Annotated in this window: 20 protein-coding genes; 6 read left to right on the top strand and 14 right to left on the bottom strand. The window is 64.7% G+C overall.

Going from position 1 to position 21755, the window contains the following annotated elements; genetic code table 11:
• Positions 1-58: 58 nt before the first annotated feature.
• Together ACVZTU_RS01115 and ACVZTU_RS01110 are read right to left on the bottom strand one after the other, a co-directional pair.
• Positions 59-1354, bottom strand: a complete 1296-nt coding sequence (locus ACVZTU_RS01115) for an MFS transporter (RefSeq protein ID WP_482401151.1) — start codon at positions 1352-1354, stop codon at positions 59-61.
• A gap of 79 nt (positions 1355-1433) precedes the next feature.
• Positions 1434-2897: a M20/M25/M40 family metallo-hydrolase gene (locus ACVZTU_RS01110; protein WP_482401150.1), complete on the bottom strand. Its 1464-nt coding sequence runs from the start codon at positions 2895-2897 to the stop codon at positions 1434-1436.
• A gap of 138 nt (positions 2898-3035) precedes the next feature.
• On the opposite strand from ACVZTU_RS01110, the gene ACVZTU_RS01105 reads away from it, so the two are divergent.
• Positions 3036-3935, top strand: coding sequence for a LysR family transcriptional regulator (locus ACVZTU_RS01105; protein ID WP_139906565.1), 900 nt, complete (start codon positions 3036-3038; stop codon positions 3933-3935).
• Between the two features lie 49 nt (positions 3936-3984).
• Here the strand turns inward: ACVZTU_RS01105 and soxR are convergent, their stop codons facing one another.
• Positions 3985-4452, bottom strand: a complete 468-nt coding sequence (gene soxR / locus ACVZTU_RS01100; RefSeq protein WP_139467793.1) for a redox-sensitive transcriptional activator SoxR — start codon at positions 4450-4452, stop codon at positions 3985-3987.
• A 71-nt stretch (positions 4453-4523) separates the two neighbouring features.
• Here soxR and ACVZTU_RS01095 point away from each other — a divergent pair, with 71 nt between their 5' ends.
• Both ACVZTU_RS01095 and ACVZTU_RS01090 read left to right on the top strand, forming a co-directional pair.
• Positions 4524-5993 (top strand): MFS transporter, encoded by a 1470-nt coding sequence (locus tag ACVZTU_RS01095; protein WP_139467792.1) that lies wholly within the window; start codon positions 4524-4526, stop codon positions 5991-5993.
• Between the two features lie 63 nt (positions 5994-6056).
• Positions 6057-7013, top strand: coding sequence for a PCC domain-containing protein (locus ACVZTU_RS01090; protein WP_482401149.1), 957 nt, complete (start codon positions 6057-6059; stop codon positions 7011-7013).
• A 104-nt stretch (positions 7014-7117) separates the two neighbouring features.
• Here the strand turns inward: ACVZTU_RS01090 and ACVZTU_RS01085 are convergent, their stop codons facing one another.
• The 11 genes from ACVZTU_RS01085 to ACVZTU_RS01035 form a co-directional block, all read right to left on the bottom strand.
• Complete coding sequence (locus tag ACVZTU_RS01085; protein WP_482401148.1) at positions 7118-7885, bottom strand: SDR family NAD(P)-dependent oxidoreductase; 768 nt, start codon at positions 7883-7885, stop codon at positions 7118-7120.
• 127 nt (positions 7886-8012) lie between these two features.
• Entirely contained in the window at positions 8013-9557 is a 1545-nt protein-coding gene (locus ACVZTU_RS01080; RefSeq protein WP_482401147.1) for a TRAP transporter large permease, read from the bottom strand.
• On the bottom strand, positions 9554-10108 hold the full coding sequence (locus tag ACVZTU_RS01075; RefSeq protein WP_181271090.1) for a TRAP transporter small permease: 555 nt from the start codon (positions 10106-10108) through the stop codon (positions 9554-9556). The genes ACVZTU_RS01080 and ACVZTU_RS01075 overlap by 4 nt, the downstream gene beginning before the upstream one ends.
• Position 10109: 1 nt before the next feature.
• Complete coding sequence (locus tag ACVZTU_RS01070) at positions 10110-11147, bottom strand: DctP family TRAP transporter solute-binding subunit (protein WP_482401146.1); 1038 nt, start codon at positions 11145-11147, stop codon at positions 10110-10112.
• An 84-nt stretch (positions 11148-11231) separates the two neighbouring features.
• The gene (locus ACVZTU_RS01065; RefSeq protein ID WP_482401145.1) at positions 11232-12155 is read right to left on the bottom strand and encodes an SDR family NAD(P)-dependent oxidoreductase; all 924 of its coding nucleotides are present in this window, start codon (positions 12153-12155) and stop codon (positions 11232-11234) included.
• Entirely contained in the window at positions 12152-13792 is a 1641-nt protein-coding gene (locus ACVZTU_RS01060) for an AMP-binding protein (protein WP_482401144.1), read from the bottom strand. The genes ACVZTU_RS01065 and ACVZTU_RS01060 overlap by 4 nt, the downstream gene beginning before the upstream one ends.
• Complete coding sequence (locus ACVZTU_RS01055; RefSeq protein WP_482401143.1) at positions 13792-14955, bottom strand: thiolase domain-containing protein; 1164 nt, start codon at positions 14953-14955, stop codon at positions 13792-13794. Before ACVZTU_RS01055 ends, ACVZTU_RS01060 begins: the two co-directional genes overlap by 1 nt.
• A 155-nt stretch (positions 14956-15110) precedes the next feature.
• The gene (locus ACVZTU_RS01050) at positions 15111-15947 is read right to left on the bottom strand and encodes an alpha/beta fold hydrolase (protein WP_482401142.1); all 837 of its coding nucleotides are present in this window, start codon (positions 15945-15947) and stop codon (positions 15111-15113) included.
• Positions 15948-16251: 304 nt separating this feature from the next.
• Complete coding sequence (locus tag ACVZTU_RS01045; protein ID WP_434592862.1) at positions 16252-16593, bottom strand: DUF1330 domain-containing protein; 342 nt, start codon at positions 16591-16593, stop codon at positions 16252-16254.
• Positions 16594-16597: 4 nt separating this feature from the next.
• Positions 16598-17881, bottom strand: a complete 1284-nt coding sequence (locus tag ACVZTU_RS01040) for an MFS transporter (protein WP_482401770.1) — start codon at positions 17879-17881, stop codon at positions 16598-16600.
• Positions 17881-18876: a hypothetical protein gene (locus ACVZTU_RS01035; protein WP_482401141.1), complete on the bottom strand. Its 996-nt coding sequence runs from the start codon at positions 18874-18876 to the stop codon at positions 17881-17883. The genes ACVZTU_RS01040 and ACVZTU_RS01035 overlap by 1 nt, the downstream gene beginning before the upstream one ends.
• Positions 18877-18992: 116 nt before the next feature.
• On the opposite strand from ACVZTU_RS01035, the gene ACVZTU_RS01030 reads away from it, so the two are divergent.
• The 3 genes from ACVZTU_RS01030 (at position 18993) to ACVZTU_RS01020 (ending at position 21693) form a co-directional block, all read left to right on the top strand.
• Positions 18993-19583, top strand: a complete 591-nt coding sequence (locus ACVZTU_RS01030; RefSeq protein ID WP_482401140.1) for a TetR/AcrR family transcriptional regulator — start codon at positions 18993-18995, stop codon at positions 19581-19583.
• Between the two features lie 329 nt (positions 19584-19912).
• Positions 19913-20542, top strand: a complete 630-nt coding sequence (locus tag ACVZTU_RS01025) for a peroxidase-related enzyme (RefSeq protein WP_482401139.1) — start codon at positions 19913-19915, stop codon at positions 20540-20542.
• A 92-nt stretch (positions 20543-20634) separates the two neighbouring features.
• On the top strand, positions 20635-21693 hold the full coding sequence (locus ACVZTU_RS01020) for a PLP-dependent cysteine synthase family protein (RefSeq protein ID WP_482401138.1): 1059 nt from the start codon (positions 20635-20637) through the stop codon (positions 21691-21693).
• Positions 21694-21755: the final 62 nt, after the last annotated feature.

The raw sequence follows: 21755 nt of genomic DNA, 5'->3' as shown, positions 1-21755 counted from the left end.
GGCCGTGGTCGCAATCGACCACGGCCCCGATCTCACGGCGGCACCCATGCCCTGGGCGTCAGCGCACGCCGAGCTTCTTCCACACCACGAGGATCGCCGCCACGCTCAGCGCTCCGGCGAGCAGCACCCAGTAAGCCGGGGCTTTCGCATCACCGGTGACGCCGATGAGCCAGGCCGCGACCAGCGGGGTCAGTCCTCCGAAGATGGCAACGCCGACGTTGTAGCCCAGTGACAACCCGGTCCCTCGCACCTCAGTCGGGAAGATGTCGCCCATGACGCTGGCCAGCGGCCCGTAATAGGCGGCTTTCAGGATCGAGAAGATGACGACCACGACGATGAGCACCGTCAGCGCGTTGGCCGCGACTACCCAGGTGAAGAGAACCCAAGTGAGCACCATGACCGCGAGCGCCGCCGGAATCATGAAGGTCAACCGTCCGACCTTGTCGCAGAAGTAGCCGGCGACCGGTGTGCAGAGGAACAGCACGAGTCCGGACACAAGCGTTGCCCAGAATCCTGCGGAGCTGTTCATACCGAGGTTGTCGACAGCGTAAGTCGGCACATACGTGATGAAGTAGTTGAGGCAGGTCGAGACAGCGATCGCACCGATCGCCAACAGCACTGCGAGTTTGTGATGTCGCAGCACCCCTCCGATTGCTGCTGCTTCCTTGGGCTTCTCAGCTTGGGCAGCGGCAAACTCGGGAGATTCGGGGACATGCCGACGTATGTAGAGTCCGACCGGGCCGACGAGGAGTCCGACGATGAATGGCAGGCGGAAGCCCCAGGTCTCGAGTTGTTCCTGCGTCAGCGTCGTCGTTACGGCCACACCGATGACGGAGGCGAGAATTGTCGACATCGCCTGCGAGGTGAACTGCCAGCTTGCAGCGAACCCTCGGCGATCGGGCAGGTGTTCGACCATGAGCGAGGTTGCCGAACCGAATTCGCCTCCGGCGGCAAACCCCTGAATGAGTCGGGCAAGCAGTATGAGCAGCGGTGCAGCCAGTCCGATGACATGTGCCGGTGGCATGAGCACGATCATCAGTGTGCCTGCGAACATCAGCCAGATCGTCAGCGTCAGTGCCGGTTTGCGTCCCTTCCGGTCAGCAAAGCTGCCGAGCACGATTGCTCCGACCGGGCGGATGAAGAAGGACAGAGCGAAAGTGCCCAAGGCCAGCATCACTGAGACCGCATGACTCTCGGAGGGGAAGAACGCCACGGAGATGTAGACGGAAAAGTACGCATAGACCGAGATGTCGTACCACTCGAGGGCGTTGCCGATCGAGGCCGCGGTGATGACCTTCCACGATTTCACCGGTTTGTTCTCAGCGGTATTCTGCGCTGACAGCTGTTCTGTCATGACTGGGCTCCTTTGCCTGCAGTGTGGTGGTGGGTCGACTTGGTTGTCGGCGACATGGGGTCTCCGACAGCTGGCGGGATCATTTCGAGGAGAACCAGTCGCCCGGACGCATGCGCATGTCCCAGAACATTCCCGTCATGATCTCCGCACCCTGCTCGAGGATCGATACCAGCGCATGCTCATTCGGTGCGTGCTGGTTGCATCCCGGGTAGGAATGCGGCACCCAGACGGTCGGCAGTCCGAGCACTTCGGCGAAGACATCATTCGGAATGGTTCCCCCGAGGTTCGGCTCGACGGCGACGTCGAGTCCGGTCGTTTCGCGGATCGAGTCCACCGCCGCCGTGACGACTCGTGCTTCCGGGTCCAGACGTGTGGCCGGCATGCAGTGTTCGAGCTCGACCGCGACCCCATGGATCCCTTGTTCTTCGAGGAAGATCCGGACCCGGTTCTCGAAATCGCTGACATCCGTGCCCACGACGTATCGCAGCTGCATGCTCGCCGAGGCGGCGCCGGGGATCGCGTTGACAACCTGAGTCGGGTCGCCCGCATCGAGGGCGAGGACCTCGAGCACATTGAACGCGAAGACCCGTTCAGCAGGGCTCAGGCCGGGCTCACCCCAGTCCGGATCGGTCTCCGGTGCACCTTCCTCGGCGATGTCAGGCAGCTTCGCCACTGCATCGAGCACCGAGGCGGGAGGATCGTCAGGGCGCAGTGCAGGGATCCGAATGACGCCGTTGGCATCCACCAGAGCGTTGATCGCGGCGGCGATGACCGTGGCCGGGTTCCGCAGCCGACCGCCCCAGTTGCCCGAGTGGTGGTCGCCGTCGCGCTCGTGGGCGATGAGCCGGAAATTCAGTGCCCCACGGGAGCCGAGGAACAGCGTGGGGACCTCGGCGGCGATCCGTGGACCGTCGGAGGCGAGGAAGAGCTCGGCCGAGAGGTCATCGGCATGTGCGGCCGCAAACGAGCGCAAGCCCTTGGACCCCGCCTCTTCAGCGGTCTCGATGAGGATCGTGATGTTGTAGCCGAGACTGGCTTCGCCGGTTCCGTGCTCTGCACGGAGGCCGTCGAGCACGGTCTTCAATGCCGCCGTGTTCACGCTGTGCTGGCCTTTGTTGTCGGCAGTGCCGCGGCCATACAGGCGGTCACCGTCACGAGTGAGCACCCAGGGGTCGAGGCCCTCGGCCCACTGCGAATCGTGGGCGAACTGCACATCGGCATGGCCGTAGAGCAGCACCGTGGGCAGCTTCGGGTCCTCGACGCGCTTGGTGATGAGAAGCGGGTGTTCGTCCGATTCCGGATTGTCGTGGATGGTCGAAACGAAATCGAGTTCGTCGAGTTCTGGAATCAGCTCTTCGCTGAGGTAGGCCAGCGCTGCCGGCCCGCCTCCGGGTGCTTGGCTTTCGGTGCGCCGGGCGACTCTGCGGGAGAGTCGATCGATGAAGTCTGCGCCGCGGACGAATTCGCCTGCACGCCGGGCAAGGTCAGTTCGGGTTTCGGGGGAATCTTCCGCACCCTCGCGGACAGTGTTCTCTGCGTTCATGACTGTCAGCATCGCCCAGCAGACGGCACGACAACACCCGGATCCGTCCACACCCAGGTGCGTTTCCCGCACCGAGGTGGTGCGTTTGCTGCACCACCGACGTACTCTGGAGTCGCACCCGGCCGAAGGACGACCACGATGACCGATCTCCGCAGTCTCAAGACCCTGCTTGCCGTCGTCGAATACGGGTCGATCCATCTCGCCGCGAGGTCGATCTTCATCTCGCACTCGACAGCGAGCCGTCAGATCAGGAGCCTGGAAGAGCATTACGGCACACAGCTCTTCGAACGGACGAGTGCCGGAGTCAATCCCACAGCACAGTGCCTGGCCGTCGCGGATTTTGCCCGCCGAACCATCGCCGAGTCGGAACTGCTCGCCGACTCGTTCGGGGAGTACTCGGGCGCGGTCGAAACAGTCTCGATCGTGACGAGCACCGGGTTGGGGCAGACCGTGGTGGCCGATGCCATCAACCGACTGATGCGGATGACTGACAGAGTTCAGGTCAGCATCATCGACCGCGGTTCGGTCGAAGCTCTGCAGGTGCTGCGGAACCGTCGGGCCGACCTGTGCGTGAATTTCTCGGTCTCCAGCCACGAATTCGGAACCTTACCGGGGGTCCGCAAAGTCGCCGAAGTGGAAGCGACGAACTTTGCGATTCTCGACGGACACCATCCGCTGGCTGACCGGTCCAGTCTTTTCATCAGCGATATGACGGACTTTCCTGTCGGAACACTTCCCGCCGGGAACACTGCTCGGATGCGCATCGAGCAGGCAGTCCGGGCCCAGGGGCAGGTCTTCTCCCCGTCACTTGAGGCCACATGTCCGGTTCTCATGCTGCGCTCTCTCGTGGGAACGTCGATGATCGCGATGATGGCCGGGCGAACCATTCCGACGAATCTCAATGCAGTTGGCTGCAAAGCGATTCCGATCGTCGATCCGGATATCGAATCGCGCTACATTCAGGTCCTCGAAGCCGATCCGCGCCGCGAATCCCACGGTCTCGATCTCGTAGTGGAGGCTCTGCAGAACAGTTTGTGAGATGTTCCGGGTTCTTCACATTCTTCTTCTCTTAGAACCGTTCATCCCCTCACTCGGAGGGGAATTCCGGAAGCAGGCGTGGGCCCGAACCGCTCGAGCCGAGCGCGTCATCGGGGTTGAGCACTCGGCAGCTGCGCAGTGAGACGCAGCCGCAGCCGATGCATTCGACGAGTTCGCTCTCCATCCGCTCGATCTCCTTGCGACGGGCTTCCAACTTGCCCCTCCAGCGCTCGCTGATCCGTCGCCAATCGGACTTCCCGGGCATCCGATCGGCAGGGAGATCCTCGAACACCTCGGCCACCTCGGCGAGGGGAATGCCCATCCTCTTCGCCACTTGGATCACCGAAACCCGGCGGAGAACATGACGGGCGTATCGGCGCTGGCCTCCAGCGGTACGGACCGAGGCGATCAGGCCCTGCCGTTCGTAGAAATGCAACGCAGAGACGGCGACTCCGGTTCGTGCAGCCACATCGCCCACGGACAGGATATCGGTCGGCGACGGCTTCTTGTCGCTCATGGACATTCTTTTTCCTCGCTCAGCAGAGACCTATTGACCTCAACTTAAGTTGAGGTTCTAGCGTAATCGATATGAGAGACGAACACGAGAGTGCGATTCCCGAACACCCCTCCGAAGGCGCAACCGCGGATGCCGCCGCAGCGCAGTCGACGGGCGGCTGGCGGGAACTCTTCAGCGCCGAGCATGCAAGCGCCTCCCTCGTCCTCGCCGGCGGCATCGCAGTGTTCGCGATGAACACCTTCGTCACGGCAGCCCTTCTGCCGTCGACGATCGCCGACATCGGCGGGCAGCAGTACTTCGCATGGGTGACCACGGCATTCCTCGTCGCCTCTGTGCTCGCCTCAATGCTCGTCGCCAGAGTGCTCGGTTCGATGGGCGCTGCGTGGTCGTACCTGCTCGCGTTCGGCCTCTTCGCTGTCGGCTCGCTCGGCGCCGCGCTCGCTCCTACCATGGAGCTGCTGGTGATCGCGCGGGTCGTTCAGGGACTCGGCGGAGGTCTGCTCGCCGGGCTCAGCTACTCGGTGATCCGCGATGCCCTGCCGAAGCGCCTTTGGACTCGCGCGACAGGACTGGTCTCGGCGATGTGGGGGCTCGGCACACTTATCGGCCCAGCCGTCGGCGGAGCATTCGCCCAGGTCGGGTACTGGCGCGGGGCCTTCGGTCTGCTGACGCTGATATCGGTTGTGCTCGGCCTTATGGCGCTGCGCAGCCTTCCCCTCGAGGCTTCCGGTCAACGGGACTTCGGCCGCCTTCCGATCCCCTCGCTGTCGCTGCTCGTCCTTGCCTCCGCTGCCTTCAGCATTGCCGCAGTGGTTCACACGGGCTGGCCCACGACGATCGCTCTTGTTGCAGGAGCGGCACTCATCATCACCTTCATCGCCGTCGATCGGACTTCCGCTTCTCCAGTCCTCCCGCACATCACCTACCAGCGCGGCAATCCGCTCAAGTGGATCTACCTCGTCATCGGGATCCTCAGCTCCGCGGCGATGGTGGAGATCTTTCTGCCGAAGTTCGGTCAAGATCTCGTCGGCATGCCGCCACTGTTGGCGGCTGTGTTCGGCGTTAGCATCTCGGTCGGCTGGAGCTTCGTCCAGCTGTTCAGCGCGAGTATCGATGATTCTCGCACCGGCCGGAGGCTCATGACCCTCGGCCCCATCCTTGTGACCGCGGGGCTGGTCATCTACGCCGCGACTCAATTCGTCGACGCGGAGTGGATCGCTTGGGTCTGGGCCGTAAGTCTGGTGCTCGCCGGCTCCGGAATCGGCCTCGCCTTTCCGCACCTCAACGTCGCGGCGATGAGCAGCAGCGATGACCCCGTCGAAGGATCCAAGGCGGCCGCCGGGCTCGGCACCGCCGAGCTCATCAGCAACACGATCGCCTCAGCACTTGTCGGAGTGTTCGTCGCCGTCGGCGGTCCGGGCGCGACCGGTGCGATGACGATGGGTGCCGGCATCGCCGTCCTCGGCGGCATCGGCATCATCGGTACCGTGATGATCATGCGCGGCACCGAGGCGGCCGCCGCCGTTCCGTCAGATGTCTGAGCTCATGTTCCACCACTTGGATCTTCGGCGACACCGGCCCTGGCGCCTGACCATAATCGAGACATGAGCAATGGAGCCGAGACGACAGCACTGCAACAGCCGACCTTCCCGCTGAAGGCACCCGGAACTGCGGTCGTCCACGCGGGTCAGCGACAGAGCCCCCGCATCGTCTCCGTCCCGACCCGCTGCACCGAGCATGTCCTCGAACTGCCGGAGGGCGCGGACCTGTTCGCCTCACTCGAAGCATCCCTGACCGACTTCGCCGTTCCCGGCATCATGGCCGAGTTCGTCTCCGGACAGTTCGGCCATATCGACTATGTTCATCCGGCCTACGGCCCCGACGCCGAGCACCCGATGTCGTTCACCGAGGCATTCGCCGTCGACAGCCCCACGAAGCTTCGCCACGCATCTGCGACGATCGGCTTCCGTGAGGGCACACCGTTCTGCCACGTCCACGCCTCATGGACCGGTGCGGACGGCCAAACCAAAGGCGGACACCTGTTGTCGGGCACTCTGGCGGGGCCGGCAGGACTGACGATCCGACTCTTCACCCTTCACGATGCGAAGCTGATCAGTGAGGTCGACCCCGAGACCGGGTTCTCCGCCTTCGCACCGCACCCGGTCACACCGGCACACGCCACCGCGTCATCATCAACCGCGCCCGATCTCGCCGCGGCGGCCCGCCCCACTGAAGCCGTCGTCACCCGCGTACGTCCCGGTGAGATCCTCGACGAGGCGGTCCTCGCCGTCTGCCGCACCGCTGGCTTCGACTCCGCCGAGGTGGTCGCGAGTCTCGGCAGTACGACCGGAGCCGTGTTCACCGATGGCACCGCCCCGTGGCCGGCCGTCGAGTTCACCCATCTGAGCGGCGCCGTGATCGGAGCGCGAAACTCAACTCCACTGATCACCCTCTCCGGCGAAGTCGTCGACGTCGCCGGAGAGGTCAGCTCCGGCACCCTCAAGCCTCAAGCCAACCCCGTGGCCGTGACCTTCGAACTCTTCGTCCGCCGCACAGCCTGACCGGACACGTCGCCCAGCCAGACAGGTCCGCAGAGACAACGATCCCCGCACCATCCTGAGGATGATGCGGGGATCGTCCGCTCGAGCTCAGAACACTCAAACGCTCACGACATCACGGCCCCGCCATCAACCCGCAGGATCTGTCCGGTCGTGAACGCGGCACCGTCGGTAGCGAGGTAGGCGACCGCCGCGGCGATCTCATCGGGCTGGCCCATGCGGTCAAGCGCCTGCCCCGAGGTGTCGTAATCCTGACCGGCGGTGAGCGCGGACTCGACCGGGCCCGGGGCCACCGAATTGCAGCGGATTCCCTGGCGTCCGTATTCCTTGGCCACCCATTTCGTCAGGGCGATGATCCCGCCCTTGCTCGCCGCATATGCCGGACCCGACCGGGCCCCGGCCTCCCCGTCGGAGACCGCTCCGCCGTTGATGCCGGAGATCGACGAGATGTTGATGATCGACCCCGTTCCAGCCTCGATCATGTGCGGGTGGACGGCGGCCTTGATGAAGTTGAACGTCCCGCCGAGGTTGGTCTCGATGTCGCGCTGCCACTGTTCGGCGGTGATCTCGTCGATGCCGATGCGTGCGGCCGTGCCCGCATTGTTCACGAGGATGTCGAGTCCCCCGAACGTCTCGACGAACGATCCGACCGCAGCGATCACCTCGGCGACATCCCGGACATCGAGGGAGAACGCGGCGAACCGCTGGTCCGGGTACTCCGAAGCCAACGACGCGGCGGCCTCCTCGGCGCCCTTGAGATCGACGATCCCGACCGAGGCACCCCGCCTGGCGAGTGCAGTGGCGATCGCCAGGCCGATGCCCTGCGCGGCACCGGTGACCAGGGCCGTCTTGTTCGTGAGCAGATACGGTTCCATGATTCTCCTTCGACAGAGTTGAGTAAGGCGTGAATTCCCCGGCCCGACCGTCCGGCCGGGACCTGCCCGGGCCGACGCCGGAACGGCGCCCACAAGTGCTCGCAGGCGCCGACGCCGACAGCCCCGACTATCCGACCCCGAGCAGGTCCGGCAGCCAGTTCGAGATCGCCGGGATGTAGGTGATGAGCAGCAGGGCGATGATCGCGCAGATGAGGAACGGCATGATCCCGCGCACGACCTCCTCGAGCTTGACCTTTCCGATGCCCGCACCCACATAGAGGTTGAGCCCGACCGGCGGCGTGAACAGGCCGATCGCCAGGTTGACGGTCATGAACACACCGATCGTCGTCATGTCCACACCCACGCCGATGAGGATCGGCACGAGGATCGGGATGAACAGGTAGAACGCGCTGATCGCGTCGACGAAGGCGCCGACGATGAGCAGGATGATCGTGATCGCCGCGAGGATGAGGTACTTGTTGTCCGTCACGCCGAGCACTGCCGCCGAGATCCGGTCGGCCACACCCTCGACGGTGATGACGTAGGAGAAGAGGCTGGCCACGCCGACGATGAACATGATGACCGCGGTCGAGACCCCGGACTCGAGGAACACCTTCGGCATGTCCTTCCAACTCAGCTCCCGGTAGACGAACACCCCGACGATGAGCGCGTACACGGATGCGACGGCTCCCGCCTCGGTGGGGGTGAAGATTCCGCCGTAGATCCCGCCGAGGATGATCACCGGAATGAGCAGGCCCGGGATCGCCTTGACCAGTGCGGCCATGATCTCGCCGAACCCGCCCTCGGGGTTGACCGTGACCGTCGGATCCGCCGATCCGACCGACCCGGACCCGACCGACCTCGAAGTCCCGGAAACCCCGGAACTCGCCGAGGCGGCCTTCCCGTTCGCCGTCAGCAGCTGGGTCTTGCTCCCTGCCGCGCTGTCACCCGAACCGCCGTTCCCGGCGGAGTCAGCACCGGCGGAACCGGACGCCGACGTTCCGATCGACGTCGACCCCGTGACCGCCTCGGCGTCGGGCTTCGTTCTCACCGGCAGACCGGCGAGCTCACGCACCCTAGGGACGAACAGGGCGGCGATGAAGAACGCAACGGCCATGATGATGCCGGGCACGATGCCGGCGATGAACAGTCGGGAGATCGAGATCTTGCCGAACTCGGCGGCGACGACGGCGAAGATGATGAACGCGATCGACGGCGGCACGACGATGCCCATCGAACCGGACGCGGCGACGAGGGAGACCGCGTGCTTCTTCTGGTACCCGTTGCGGACGAGTGCGGGGATGAGGATCGCACCGATCGCGGCCACGGTGGCCGGTCCCGATCCGGAGATCGCGGAGAAGAAGAACGCGGAGATGATCGTCACCGCGGCCAGGCCGTGGCGCAGGCGCCCGAAGATGAGGAACGCGAGGTCGACGAGTCGCTGCGAGATGCCCGTGTACTGCATGACGATGCCGGCGAGGATGAAGAACGGGATCGCCAGCAGCGTGCCCGAACTCATCGACGGGAACATCACCGAGGGCACGACGTCGAGGACCTGCACACCGTCGGTGGTCACCAGGGTGACGACGGCGGAGAGGCCGAGGGCGAAGGCGACGGGGATCCCGAGGCCGAGGAAGAGGAAGAAGCTGCCGAAGAGCAGAAGCGCGATCATTTCCGGCCTCCTTCGGAGTCGGTTGAGAATTCGGACGAGTCGATGGTCGGGGCGGCTTCGCTGGCGAGCCGCTCGACGACCGCCTCGGCGGAGGTGTCCTCATGCAGTGCCGTCCGCAGAGCCTGGAGGCTGCGGAAGATTCCGAGCAGACCGGCCAAGGGAATCGACAGAGTGAACAGCCATTGCGGGATCCCCAGCGACGGCGTCGCCCGTCCGCGCAGCCCCTGCGCGATCGTCATCTCGCCGCCCCAGATGAGGAGGACGGCGAGGAAGACGACGATGAGGGTGGTGCCGATGATGAGCAGTGCCCGACGGACACTTCCCTTCGCGTTCTCCACCAGGTAGGTGAACCCGAGATGCGCGCCGAGGCGGATCCCGACGACGGCTCCCATCATCGTGAGCACGACGAGGAGGTTGATGGTGATCTCCTCGGAGAAGGCCAGTGAGGCCTTGAAGATGTAGCGGGAGAGGACGTTGACGAAGGTGACGAGGACGATCACCATGAATGAGGCGATGACGACCCAATCCTCGAAGAATCTGATGACTCTCATCTCACAGTCCTTTCGGGATGAACGCCTGGGACATGTCCGGTCCCCAGACCTTGCGGTATTCGCTGTAGATCGGACCCAGCTTGGCGCGGAAGGCGTCCTTCTCCTCGTCGCTGAGTTCGTTGACCTCCATGCCGGAGTCGGCGAGTTCGGCGATGAGCTTCTCCTCGCCGTCCCGGTTCTTCTTGATCTGGAAGTCGTTGGCCTCGCCGGCCAGGCGGCTCACGAGCTTCTGGTCCTCCGGAGTCAGCGAGTCATAGAGGTCCTTGTTGATGCCGAGGACGAGCGGGTCGTAGGAGTAGTTCCACAGCGTCAGGTACGGCTGGACCTCCTGCAGATTCGCCGAATAGATGACGTCGATCGGGTTCTCCTGCCCGTCGATTGCACCTTGCTGCAGGGCGGTGAAGACCTCGCCGAAGGGCATCGTCGTCGGGTTCGCGCCGAGTCCGCGGTAGAGGTCGGTGTACATGCCGAAGCCGGGGATGCGGAACTTCATGCCCTTCATGTCTTCGGGCGTGTGGATGGGCCGGTGCGTGTTCGTCAGCTGCCGCATTCCGGATTCGCCGAAGCCGAGCAGGTGCACTCCGCGTTCGGCGAGGTAGTCGCCGTAGACGTCCCCGCCTTTTCCGGCGAGCGCCTTCTGACCGTCCTCGACGGAGTCGAAGACGAAGGGGGCGGTGACGGCTCCGAAGCGCGGGTCGACGCCGGCGTAGATGATCGGCGAGTTGTAGGAGAAGTCCTTCGCCCCGTCCATGAGCTGTTCGACTCCGGCCGTGGCCTCACCGGCCGACAGCCGTTCGTTGGCGAAGACCTTCATGGTGATCCGTCCGTCGGTCTCCTCGTCGAGGTCCTTCGCGAACTTCTCCGCCGCGAGGTACCACGTCGAGGTCGATCCGGTCGTCACCGTCATCTTCCACCGGTAGCGCTGCTTGCCGTCGTCGGTGGTGCCGAAGTTCGTTCCGCACCCTGCCAGCAGCAGGGCGCACACCATCAGTACGGCGGACCAGACGAGCATGGTCCTCGTCGTCCGTATTCTCGGCACCATTGCCTCCTTGATTTCCGTTATGTCACTGTCGTTGAGTTCGGTGGGATCAGGCCCTCGCCGAGGCGACCGCCGCCGTCCGCGTCATCGCTTCGGCATCCCCGCGTAATGGGTCAGTCCCCCATCCACGGGGATGAGTGTGGAGTTGATGTAAGCCGATTCGCCTGATGCGAGGAACACCGCGAGGTCCGCTACGTCCTCGGGCCGACCCATCTTCCCCGTCGGTGACTGCGCATGCCGAGCGGCGAGCATCTCCTCGACCGAGCCGTAGTGGCCCGAGATCGAGCGGTGGATGAGCGGGGTCTCGATGAGGCCCGGGGCGATCGAGTTGGCGCGAATGCCTTCGGAGGCGTACTGCGCGCCGACGACCTTCGTCAGCTCGATGAGTCCGGCCTTCGACGCCGCATACGCCGGATAGTCATACCCCATGTAGCGCATGCCGCCGACCGAGGACACCGTGATGATCGACCCGTGCCCGGCCGCACGCATATGCGGCAGAGCATGCTTGATCGAGGAGAACGCCCCGGTGAGGTTGATATCGAGGGCACGTCGGAAGTCGTCGGTGTCGAGTTCGTCGACTCCCCCGTTGACGACGATGCCGACGTTGTAGTGGAGCACGGTCGGTCCACCGAGGCGGTCGGCGCAGTGCGCGAACGCCGCGGCCAGGGAGCCTTCGTCGCCGACATCGGCGACAACCGTGGTCAGCTGAGAGTCGAGGTCGACCCCGCCGAGGTGGACGCCCGTGCCGGGGACGCGATCGGCACCGGTGTCGCGGTCGGGCTCACCGTCGGCGGCGGCCGCCTCGGCGAGGGCCCGCGTCGCTTCGTCAAGCGCCCTCGGGTCACGGTCGACGATGCAGACCTTCGCTCCCTCGCGAAGGAATCCGATCGCCGCAGCGAAGCCGTTGTTCACCTCCCCGTCCGGAGTGCCGCAGCCGATGGCAATGATCGTCGTGCCGACTAACCTACCTGTCGGCACTGACACGGCTGCCGTCTCTGTCGTGTTCATCGTGCGCTGCCCCGTCCTTGGGAGTATTCGGCCTTGAGTTCCTTGCGCGCGAGTTTGCCGTAGGCGGTGACCGGCATGGTCTCGACGAAGTGGATCTCCTTGGGCACCTTGTATTTCGCCAGCCCCGACTTGCACAGCGCGGTCAGCCGTTCGGCCAGGTCCTCCGCATCGGCATCGGCGCCACCGGCACCTTCGTTCCCGGTCGACGGCGCGCGTTCGATGACGGCCACGCCGATCTCGCCCCACTGCGGGTCGGGCACGCCCACGACGACGGCCTGGGCCACCTCGGTGTCGGTGAGGAGGAGCTCCTCGATCTCGCGGGGGTAGACGTTCGAACCGCCGGAGATGTACATATCGGACTTGCGGCCGGTGAGGAAGAGGTACCCGCGTTCGTCGAGGTAGCCGACATCGCCGGTGTGGAAGAGCCCTCCGGCGAAGGATTCGACATTCGCATCGGGGCGGCCAAGGTAGCCGGCGCACACGGTCGGTCCGGCCACACAGACTTCGCCCTGCTCACCGGCGGGCAGCTGCGCGCCGGTCTCGTCGACGATGACGATCTCGACTCCAGTTCGGGCTCGGCCGCAGGTGCCGATGCCGGCGTCGTCGACGGGGATGGCTCCGTGGTCCTCGGGGCGGAGGATCGTGATCGCTCCGGTCACCTCGGCGAGTCCGAAGTACTGGACGAGGCAGGGCCCGAGCCTTTCGAGTGCCCGGGCCTGGTCGGTCGCGAGCATCGGGGCTCCGGCGTAGATGACCCGCTCGAGGGTGTGGTCCTCGGGTCCGCGGCCTTCTGAGTAGCCGGCGGCGATGCGGTTGAGGATGGTCGGGACGGTGAAGGCGTTCGTGATCCCGTAGGCATCGATGGCCGGCCACAGGGACTCCACGCTGGGCTTGCCACCGGGGTGGATGATCGACGGGGTGCCGCCGAAGACCTGACCGAGCATGTGGATGCCCGCACCGTGCGACAGCGGCGCGAGCACGAGGGAGGCCCCCGTCTCGTCCTCGTTGGGAAAGAGGTCGCAGCGGTGATTCATCAGCACCGCGCCGAGGTGGCGGTGCGTGAAAGTCGCAGCCTTGGGTCGCCCGGTCGACCCGGAGGTGAAGAAGTACCAGCAGGGGTCGTCCTCGTCGACAGTCGAGTCGACGGCTTCTGCCGGTGCGGCTGCCGCCTGCGCCGTGGGCAGGTCCCCGATCCGGAAGACGGGGCCGGTGAAGCCGGTGTCTTTGAGAGCGGTGACGAAGTCGGCGTGGGCGCGGTCGGCGATGACGGCGGCGGGGGCGACTTCGGCGCTGATGCCGAGCAGCTCCTCCGTCGACAGGGCCGCGTTCGGTGGGGCGATGACACCGCCGGAGCGCAGGATGCCCCAGAAGGACTGGATCACCTCGGCGTGGTTGGCCGAGACGAGGAGGACGGTGTCGCGGCGATCGACTCCACCGGTCTGCAGGGCGGCGGCGAGCGCTTCGGCGCGGGCGTCGAGTTCGGCCCAGGTCCACCGCTGCCCGTGGTCGTCGTCGACGACGGCGAGGCGGTCGGGGATCCGGCGGGCCGTCTGGGTGAGGAAGTGGGAGACGTTGACCCCGCGCCGAGGCGTGGGCGTGAAGTCCTTGGCCGGGGACGTCTGGGAGATGGCGCGCATCAGCGGACGCGCTCGAGCACGGAAGCGAAGTTCGACACGGCGGCACCGCCCATATTGAAGACACCGGCGAGTTCCGGGGTCTCGATCTGGATGCCAGGCGAGCGACCGGTCAGCTGGGCGGCGGCGAGGGCGTGCATGGACACACCGGTGGCACCGATGGGGTGGCCCTTGGCCTTGAGTCCGCCGGAGGGGTTGACGGGCAGGCGGCCGCCGACCTCGGTGGCACCGTCGTCGAGCAGGGTGTGGCCTTGCCCGGGGGCGGCGAGTCCGAAGGCTTCGTATTCGAGGAGCTCGGCGATGGTGAAGCAGTCGTGAGTCTCGAGGAAGTCGAGGTCGTCGATGCCGATGCCGGCAGCTGTGAGCGCCTGCTCCATGGCGGCGCGGGCGCCGGCCATCTCGAGCGGGTCGCGTTGGGACAGCGGCAGGACGTCGTTGGCGTTGCCCATGCCTCTCCAGGTCACGGCCTGCGATGCGGAGGCGGCGACATCCTCGGCGGCCAGGACCAGGGCCGCGGCCCCGTCGGAGACCATCGAGCAGTCGGTGCGGCGCAGGGGTTCGGCGACGTACGGGTTCTTCTCGCTCACGGTGTTGCAGAACTCGAAGCCGAGGTCCTTCTGCATGTGTGCCAGAGGATTCTGCGATCCGTTGGCGTGGTTCTTCGCGGCGATCTTCGCGAGTGCTTCGGAGTGGTCGCCGTATCGGTCGAAGTACTGGCGGGCGATCTCGCCGAAGACTCCGGCGAAGGACTTATAGTGCTCTTCCTCTTCCCGGAAGCTGGCGCTGAGCAGCACTTCGTTGACGTCGTGGCCGGAGGCCTGGGTCATGCGTTCGGCGCCGATGACCAGGGCGGTCTTGTGGCGGCCGGCTGCGATGGAGTCGTGGGCTGCGAAGATCGCGGCGGAACCGGTGGCGCAGGCGTTCTCGTGCCGGTGGGCGGGTGTGCGGGCTAGTTCGGGGAACACGGTGCCCGGCAGTGCGGCTTCGAAGCCTTGGCGGGAGAGTCCGTTGTTGAAGACGCCGACGTGGATGACGTCGATGTCAGCCGGTTCCAATCCCGCCTCGGCGATGGCGTCGCGGGCGACGTCGGTCATCATCTGGGGCAGCGGTGATTCGGATCGTCCGAACTTTCCGTGGGACCAGCCGATGATCGCAGGTGAGGACATGGACACTCCTTCGGGTACCGGGCTCTGCGGAACGAGCACTGTCCTCTCATACTTTCCCGGTCCCACCAGCTGGTCAAAGAAAATCCACCATATGGAACATTGGTGTCGGGGGTGGCCCGCTTCTCCCACCAGTCCCCAAGACTGGTCCGGCACCATCAATGTGCTGCGAGGAACTCCTCAACGACCCCGTTGAACGCCTGCGGGTTCTCCAGGAACGGAAAATGCGAGTTCGCCTCTTCGACTGGGAACACGTGAATGCGTGCGTCGGGAATCTGTGCGGCAACATAACGTTGGGAATCGGGGTTGACATGGCTTCCATCGCACCCGAGCACAAGAGTGGGCACATCAATGTGGGGCAGGATGTCTCGCCAGTCCTGAGCGCAATGGTCGAAGAGCAGTGGGACCGCGGCATAGGAGGGGAACGATTTGATCTCCTCGGCGACGAAGTTCCATACCTCTGGATCGGGTTCTCCGGAGAACATTCCTCGCACGAAGTCCTCACACACCTGTTCACTGTCAGGTCCGTTGAGTGCACTGCCCAGCTCGAGGAGTCCGTCAACACCGAAGATCGCACCGCATTCGCGTTGTTCGTCCTCAGTCAGCCACGGAACCGCTGCGACGGCAGCTGGCTGGTCGACAGCGACGAAACGTCGAATCCGTCCAGTACCGTACTGATCGATATAACTCCAGGACACGGAGACGCCCATCGACCAGCCGAGAAGGTCTACCTCTTCGAGTCCAAGGTCATCCAGAAGATTGCTGAGATCCTGAGCGAGACGCGCGATCCGGTAGCCGTGGTGAGGCTTTTCAGAGAGTCCGTGACCGCGCTGATCAAGCGTGATGACTCGACGGCTCCCCGCCAATCCGGCGAGCTGGTAGCGGAACATTGCCTGGGTTTGGCCCCAGCCGTGAAGCATAACCAGGGGAACTCCGCTTCCTCCGCTGTCGCGGTAGGTCAAGTTCACTCCATCGTTGGTGGTGAGAAAAGGCATGGCACGCTCCTTCAGAAAGCACCGGTCCGGTGAACAGGCAGAGCCGACCCGATGAGTCGCCATTGCACGAAACTCGACGCAGAGAAGACCCCTTTGTGACCTCATTTCGACCCTGTCTCGCTATCGTCATCGTTCACGTTCCGCGAGGCAACGAAAATCCACCATATGGAACATTGGTGTCGGCCTTCTAAACACCACCACTGGCGTAGCCGCCGAAAGACGGGCGGAGCGTCGAGAAACGGGCGCGCACACCCGTTTCTCGACGCTCCGTGCGTTTTTCGATAAAGCCCCGCCAGCTCGGCGGCTAGCCGAGTTGTTCGCGCAGGGCCTGAGCCGTGGTCCGCGGATCGTAGCCCTCGGCCACTCCCTCGACGATGACGATGTCGGTGTCGATATGGCGCGAACGCAGTGGGGCGATGTCCTGATAGGCCGGTGAGTCCCACCATTCGTGAGCGAGCCGAGCGTCGGGGAAGGCGATCATGACGACGTGTCCCGGCCACCGCCCTTCCATCACCTCGTGGGCGGTGCCGTGGACGAGGAACTGTCCTCCGAAGGGTTCGAAGGTCTCGCCGATCCGGTCGATGTACTCGGCGACCTCGGGGTGCGGCGCGAACTGCTGCAGGTGGGCGATCGCGTAGGCGGTCATGGTGTCACTCTCCTGTGTTCTCTGTGTGCTTCGATGAGTTGCGGTGGTGCGATTGATCTCCGTGGTTCGAGGATTTGCTGCCGTGGGACGCCTCGCCAGCAGGCGGCGTCACATCGGTGTCTCGCGCCCGTCCAGCCGGCGGCGACCGCCGGACGAGTTCCAACAGAAACAGGGCAACCAGCCCGAATCCCGCTGCGGTCAGCGGCAGGACTCCGGGACCCGTCTCGGTGAGCACGGCCCCGCCGACGGCGGCCCCGAATGCGATGCCCAGGTAGGTCCCAGAAGTGTTGAGCGCCAGTGCCTGTCCGGCCAGGGGCCCGGCAAGTCTGTGCAAGCGCATCTGGATCGCGGGTGAGTTCCAGAAGGCCATTCCGCCCCACACTGTCGTGACGATGAGCACGAGCCAGATGGGCACTGGCCGGACAGCCCACATCGCCCACATCGCGACCATGGCGGCGATGATGACGCCGATCCCGAAGAACAGTGCTCGCCCCGGACCCCACCGGTCTGCGACCTGACCGCCGAGCCAGATTCCGGCCATGCCCGCGCACCCGGAGAGCCCGAATGCCACTCCCCGTTCCTCGACTCCGGATCCGGCGGTCGCACTCAGATAGGGCGCCAGGTAGGTGAGGACCATCATCGTCCCCGCCATGAGCAGGCAGTTCGCCGCGAGACTCACGGCGATCGGGGCGCGCGTGAGGCTGCGCAGCTGTTCCGACAGTCGTGGAGAGCGGTCGCCGCGGCCGCTTCCGGGAACAGTGAGGAGGACACCGATGAGCGCGAGCATCCCGGCTACGGCAACGGCCAGAAAGGTCGCCCGCCATCCGAATGCGCCGCCGATCCACGTCCCCAGTGGGACACCGAGCGCGATTGATCCGGTCACCCCAAGGGAGACGGTCGCCAGGTAGCGGCCAGTCTTCTCCGTCGGCGCATGGGACGCAGCGAACGCGAAGATGGCCGGGGTGGCGCTGGCTGTCGCCGCGGCCGCCACCACCCGCAGAACCATCAGCACGGCGAAGGACGAAGTTCCCACCGCGCCGAAATTCGCTAAGGCGAAGATGATGAGCGCGACAAGGAACAGCCGCCGAGGCGGGACCCGGGCGAGCGCGACGGCCGCCACCGGCGCGGCCACGGCTACGGTCGCCGAGAATGCCGTGACGAGCTGACCGGCCCGACCTTCGGTCACCCCGAGGTCGGCTGCGATCTCGGGCAGAATTCCGGCGATGACATAGTCGTCCGTATAGAGGACGAACGAGACTGCGAGCAGGACGAAGAGCCAGGACGGCATCACGCTGACCGATCCGCACCACCGAGCCGGGGCCGGTCCCGGCTAGACGGCACGTGAGTCCGGCCCAGCCTGCGCAGGTGGGTTCTCAGCACAGCGAGACCGAAGAGGCTGGCGCCCGGAGTCGCGAGGGCAGCGATCCCGACGACCACCGGCGCAATCTCTCCGCCCTGAGCGAGAAGAATCTGCGTCGGCCCCTGGAGAGCCACAACGCAGCACCCGGTCCAGGTCACCAGCCACGCCGCGCGCGGCCATCTCCCGAGATAGCGCGAGAACATCGGACACAGCAGGCAGAGGAACCCGAACAGCGCGGTCATAGCCAACACCATCCGCTGTGCCGGCTGCTCCATTCCCTGGGGCCCGGTGCTTCCCGGTCCCGCAATCGCCCAGAAGGCCATGGCGCAGCTGAAGGGCAGGATGCCGAGTGCACCGCAGACGATCATGGTCGGCGACGGTGCCGGGGGCGGAGTGTTCAGAAGATCGCCCCAGCGCCGGATCACATAGGCTCCGACGACGATCGCCATCGCCACGCCCAGAGCGCAGAATCCGGCGTAGACAAGCCCGAACACCCAGGGATGCATTCCCTGTTCGGCCAGTCGCACCTCTCCTTCGATGAGCGCCTGAATGAGAATGCCCGGCGGCAGTCCCAGCAGTATCGGACCGAGGAGCCCGGCCGCTCCGGCTCCGAGCACGAACACCACAGGTGCCGGAATGCGTTGCGCCCACGGTCGTGTCAGCGCCACCACGAAGGCCACGCCCACCACCATCATCGCGAGAGTGATGGTGTTACCGATGAGAAAGCGCGGCGCAAGCATTCCCTCGCCTCCGGCCGACGTGGTCGAACCGACCGACGAACCGCTCAGCCACAGGACCTTGAAGGCGAGATACGGCAGAACCGCGACGATCGCCGTGATGATGGCGGCGCGCTGCAGCGATGTCACAGGTGCAGGTGCTGATGTCCGTGCGTTCGCCACGGCGACTCCCGAATTAGAGGACATTCTCTAGATGCTAGTCTCTAGTTTGAGGTACGGTGGCTCGACGGTCAACCCTTCGAACGAGAATCCCCGATTCGCCGGACTGATCCGAACACCTGGAGCGAGAGGACGTGACAAGCATGGCGAAACGCGCACTCTATTCGCGGGACGATATTCTCTCGGCGGCCATCAGCGCTGTCGGCCGACGCGGCCATGCCGCCACAGTGGCCGATGTGACGCATGAGCTCGGTGCACCGTCGGGTTCGATCTACCACCGCTTCCCCACTCGGGAGTCGCTGTTCGCTTCTGCCTGGATCCGGTGCGTGCACCGATTCCACGACACGTTTGCAGCGATCACGGATGTCGATGACCCGCTCGAGGCGATCGTCGAGACCGGCCTGCTCATCCCCCGGTTCTGTCGAGAGAATCCCGACGAGGCCCGGACTCTCACCCTCTACCGGCACTCAGAATTGCTCGCCGACCCGCCCAAGGGACTGCTCGATGACCTCACCGGACTCAATGACCCGGTGGCCGCCCTCTTCGCCGATCTCACCCGACGCCGATTCGGCAGAGTCACGCAGCGCAGACTGGAGCTGATCGCCCTGGCTTCCAGGGATACCCCCTACGGCATGGTGCGCAGCCACATCGGCGGCGAGATCCCGACCTGGCTCGATCAGCCGATCGCTGCCGCAATCAAGGCTGTCGCCTCGGCCGAGGTCACGTCACGCTGACGAGGACGAACAACCCTGCCGCCGAACGTGGCTACCTCGGGGCCTGAAGGAGCGCGATCGCGAACACCGCAGCGCAGTCGGAATCGGGTTTGTGGTGACTCCACCGAGGCGACGCGGCGAAACCAGCGATCTCACCGCGGTGGACCGACCACAAACAGAGGGGTGGCGTCACGGCCTCAACCAATAAGTCACGATGTGACCTGGCTTTTCACTCCATGACTCCGCTCAACCGTTTGTGACGCATCGCCCGATGCCGTTCGCCCCTCACTGCTTAGTGTTCCCATCACGACGTCGATCGGCGGCGCCGACACGAGAACGGAGTGGAACGCATGACTGACACCCTCGACCACATAGACATCAACTCTGCGAATCTGACCGGAGATGAGACACCGCGACGGGACAATCCCATCTCTCGACTCCCGGTCCCCGATCGTGAGCACCTCCCCGAAGCGCTGCAGAACCAACTCCGCCAACTCGAGTCCCAGCTCGGATATCTGCCGAACTGGGCAGCCGCCGGTGCGATCGGCGGGGAGTCTGCCTTCCATCTCAATTCGTTCCTTCTGTCGCTCCTAGGGACGAAGGGGAATCTGAGTTACAGGGACAGAGACTTCCTCGCCCTCGTCACCTCCGCAGTCAACGGCTGCTCATACTGCCGTCTCAACCACATCCAGTCGTACGGCCGAACCGTTCACGACCATTCCCTGGCGACGAGGATCGGACTCGACCATCGCGAGGTCTCGGAACTGGACGCACGCGAGCGCGCTTTGGCCGAATTCGCAGAGAAGGTGTCGATTGATGCTCGCTCCGTCACCGACCGTGACTACGCGGAACTCCGCAGCCACGGCCTGAGCAACGAACAGATCGCCGAGGCTCTCTACGTCGTAATCGCCTTCGCTGCCGGCAACAGACTCACCATCGCACTCGGCGTCCTTCCCGACGAACAGTTCTTCGAGAGCTGACCCGCGCCGCGCACCGAACCTGCCTGCGACCGTCAGCCACCAGTGCACATAGCCCCACTGGACCCAGCCCCATCTTGAGAGAGAGCATCACCATGTCGAACATCCACCGGTCGATTGTCGAGCTCGTCGGCAACACCCCACTCGTCGAACTGACGAACTATCAGAAACAGCACGGAATCAGAGCCCACGTCATCGGAAAGCTCGAGTACCTCAACCCTTCAGGCAGCGTAAAGGACCGTCTTGCCGTTGCCCTCATCAATGAGGGACTGGAGAAGGGTGAGATCTCGGAAGGGAGCACGCTCGTCGACGTGACAAGCGGCAACACCGGAATCTCATTGGCCGCGATCGGACATGCCAAGGGCTTGAAATTCATTCCCTACCTCGAGCCGGGCACCACTCAGGAGCGCATCGACATCTTCAACGGATACGGTCTCGACACTCACTCGCTCACCGACATCGAAGAGGTCGCCGACTTCGAAGAGGTCGCCGACTTCGAAGAGAAGGGCCTGGTGCTCGATGACCTCATCCGAGGCATCAAACGCATCGCCGACGAGCAGGGTCACTACTATGCGGGTCAGACCGTGAGCGAGGCCAACCAAGAATTCCACTACGCGACCACGGGACCGGAGATCTGGGAGGACACCGACGGACACGTTGACTACTTCGTCGCCGCCGCCGGCACCGCAGGCACTCTGGTCGGCACGGCACGCTACCTCAGAGAGAAGAATCCTGACGTGACAATCGTCGGCGTTCAAGCCGCAGAATCCTCACGCCCCGATAGTGAAGACTTCACCGGGAACATCATCGACGGCACGCTGCCGGTGGGAGATGTTCCGGATGACCTCGTTCCGACCCTCATCAGATCCAACCTCAACAACGGCTTCGCCTTCGACGAGGTGATCGATGTGAGAGCCGAAGACGCCTACCGAACAGCGCAGGACACTGCGAAATCCGATGGCCTGTTCCTGGGCACCTCCGCAGCTGCAGCGCTCACCGCGGCTCTGCGGATCGCTCAGCGTCCGGAAGCAGAGGACAAGAACATCGTCGTAATCTATCCCGACAACGGCTTCAAATACCTCTCAACCGGACTCTACAAGCGGACGAACGACGACGTGAGAGAAACGGAACCGGCCCCAGCAGCACACGCCTGAGGCGGAAATCCGGGGCACCACTTCTCACACTGAGACAATGGTCGAGCGCCGAGACGACTGTG

The organism is Brevibacterium sp. OS20, assembly GCF_056837565.1.
The sequence above is the reverse complement of the archived record's forward strand: the minus strand, read 5'-3'. Positions and strand labels throughout refer to the sequence as shown.